The organism is Mesorhizobium sp. WSM3879, from assembly GCF_002294915.1.
GTDB lineage: Bacteria > Pseudomonadota > Alphaproteobacteria > Rhizobiales > Rhizobiaceae > Mesorhizobium.
The window spans coordinates 1-2,659 of record NZ_NSFZ01000029.1 but is presented as its reverse complement, the minus strand read 5'-3'; the positions used below and the strand labels follow the sequence as shown (position 1 = coordinate 2,659).

The following is a 2,659-nucleotide window of genomic DNA, read 5'->3' as shown; positions in this document are numbered from 1 at the left end:
GGAGGCGCTCGCCCCTCACGAGCGGACTCTTGGTCTTCTGACCTCGGAAACCTATTTCGTCCGGATGAGCGACGGCTGGACCTTTCGGGAACTTATCGAGGCGGGCATGTCGGTCACTGGCGGCTGCCTGGATTGCCATCGTTATCAGAAGCTCGATCTGCCGGCGCTCCGCGACCGGTTCGGCGCTGATGCTGACCCCGAACGGTGATCGACAGACGGACAATAGGATGTGGCGGCGGCGGCAGACGAAACGCTGACCTATTCTCCGGACACGCGCCCGAAAGACCTTCACCGCAAGGAGTGTGAGGCTTCTAGGGCGTGCGTAATGCGCTTGCCACCGCAGACGGCGCATTTCATCTTCGGCCGCAAATCCCATTCCATAGCCGGAGTAGCAATGGCCCTTCTGGGCCAAAGACAATTCCCGCATCCTCCAAGGCCTGGCGGATAGCGGCTACATGGCGTGGATTCGGGTTCCTCGACCCGTTCTCAAAATCGAGGATCGTTGGTTATGCGCTCTGGCGGCGAGCCGCACTCGCGACCAGCTCAACAGAGCTCGTGCGGCTTTTATTGTTCCCCTGACAGTAGGTCTCGGCTCTGCGAAACGGGTTGAACATTCAAGGTCGCTATAACGTTCCGGCTGCCGTTAGCTAGCCTTGTGCGATGGAGCGACCCGACTGCTCGCCGGGCGTTGACGGCCGGGCTCATTGTCCTGTGGCGTATCAAGCTCAAGCCCGAACCTTGCGCGCTCGCTGTTGGCGAAGGCTTTTGCATCTGCCTCAGAACCGAAACCCTTGATGCTGACCACACCGTCCTCGATGACCCGCACATAATGCTTATCTGCAAGTTCCTCGGTCTCAACCGACCACTTCCACCATTGTTTCTTCATCACGCCCCCCGTTCGTCCGCGCCTCATCGAACATCGTCGCCAGTCAAAATTCAACCTAAAGTGCGCCTACGAATTTTTGCCACCAAAGCAGCCACCGAGGCAACAAGTGATCACGCGATCCCCAGGGCGCCGCTTCGTCGAGAACCTGCGACCGGAGATCGTGGCCATCCACCTCGGCTGGGGCATGAACTAACTGCACCGATTGCTCGGGCTTAGGCCTGCGGACCGTATCTACAGCTATCGCAAGGCCGAGGCTGCCGCGGTTCTTTCCGAGCAGGAGGAAACGGTCCTAGGAGCTTGAATGGCGCACCCGGCAGATCAGGCGAGCAGCCAATCGTTCAAATGGAATTCATAGATCTTGCCGTCGTTCTCGGTTGGATTCGAGTCGTTGTCCACGCCGCGATCGACGACATAGAGGCTCATTTGGTGGCTCGGATCGTCGCTGCTCGGCGCCAGCGCCAGTCCGGCCGGCTTTTTCGCGTTGGCGGCGGAGATGTCGAGCGTGCCCAGCAGATTCCCGGTTGGCGTCACCATTGCCACGGAGGTGCGTGACACGATGACATAAAGCAGGTCGTGGGTCGGATCATACGCGATCCCCCCGTCAGAAGGGGCTCCGAGCGATGCTACAGAAAAATTCGTCACGACATCATCGCCCCCCGTGCTTGGGACGCCGTCGAATTTGCCGTTCTGGCCCGGAGCGATGGTGTAAATGTTATGCGTTGAGCCGTCCAAGAGATAGAGCACGCCGCGGTTTGTGTCGTAGGCGATGCTCTCCGAATCCGTACTGCCGAACGCGGCGGTCCTGAATGAGGTCACGATATCGTCGGAGGTGTTGTAAAACCCATCGTTGCCCGGGTTCAACTCGTAGACGCTCTTCGTGCCGGTATCGTCCGAGAAGAAGAGATGGTGGTTCGCCGGATTATAGGTGACCCCGGCCGGCTCATCCGAGAAATTGATGGTGGTGAGCGTGCCCGCCAGGGTGCCGTTCAGATTCATCTGGTAGAGGTTCTTGCCGGTGAAAATCGACATCTCCTCGACCTCACTATCGGCAACGAGCAGGGTGCCGAGGTGGGAGATATAGACGATATCGGTTGGATCGGGACTCGGCGGCGACCACTGCGAAGTCAGAATGGTGTGCGCCAAGGTCACCGATGTCGGCAACTGGGTGGCCGTGACGGCGACGGTGAAGGCATGAGTGTCGGTACTGCCGTCGGACGACGTTGCTGTGACATGGAGATCGATCGTCGGTTCGGACTGAGCGTTGAGCGTGCCGGTGCCTGATCGCGTGATGACGCCGGTGCTGGAATTGATGGCAAAGCGCGAGTCGTCGATCGTGTAGGTGACCGTCGATCCGGCATCGGGATCCTTGGCCGAAGCGGTGATGCCGACGGCAGTACCGGCGGCGGCATTCTGGAAAATCTGGTTGGCCGCGGTGTTGGCATCGGGCGCAGCGTTGAATGCGACCGGCTCCGGGCTGTCGAGGACGGCGAGAGTGAAGCTCTTGTTGGCGGTGCTGCCGTCGGAGGAGGTTGCCGTCACCGTCAGGTTGATCGACGACTGGGTCTCGAAGTCGAGCGTGCCTGTGCCCGAACGCGTGATGACACCGGTGCTGGAATTGATGGCAAAGCGCGCATCGTTGATGCTGTAGGTGACCGTCGAGCCGGCATCGGGATCCGTGGCCGAAGCGGTGATCCCGGTGGGTGCTCCCGCCGCGGCGAGCTCGGCGATCTGGTTGGCGCCGGGGTTGGAGTCGGGCGGAGTGTTGAAGGCCAC

2 protein-coding genes and 1 pseudogene are annotated in these 2,659 nt (G+C 60.4%); 1 reads left to right on the top strand and 2 read right to left on the bottom strand.

What is annotated here, in order from left to right; translation table 11 throughout:
- Window positions 1-208, top strand: a pseudogene (locus tag CK218_RS30905) (hypothetical protein); the annotation flags it as partial.
- Window positions 209-643: 435 nt separating this feature from the next.
- On the opposite strand, the gene CK218_RS29815 reads toward CK218_RS30905, so the two are convergent.
- Together CK218_RS29815 and CK218_RS29810 are read right to left on the bottom strand one after the other, a co-directional pair.
- The gene (locus tag CK218_RS29815) at window positions 644-886 is read right to left on the bottom strand and encodes a hypothetical protein (protein ID WP_143749737.1); all 243 of its coding nucleotides are present in this window, start codon (window positions 884-886) and stop codon (window positions 644-646) included.
- A gap of 318 nt (window positions 887-1,204) precedes the next feature.
- A partial coding sequence (locus CK218_RS29810) for a putative Ig domain-containing protein (protein WP_348628747.1) occupies window positions 1,205-2,659 on the bottom strand: 1,455 nt, incomplete at its 5' end.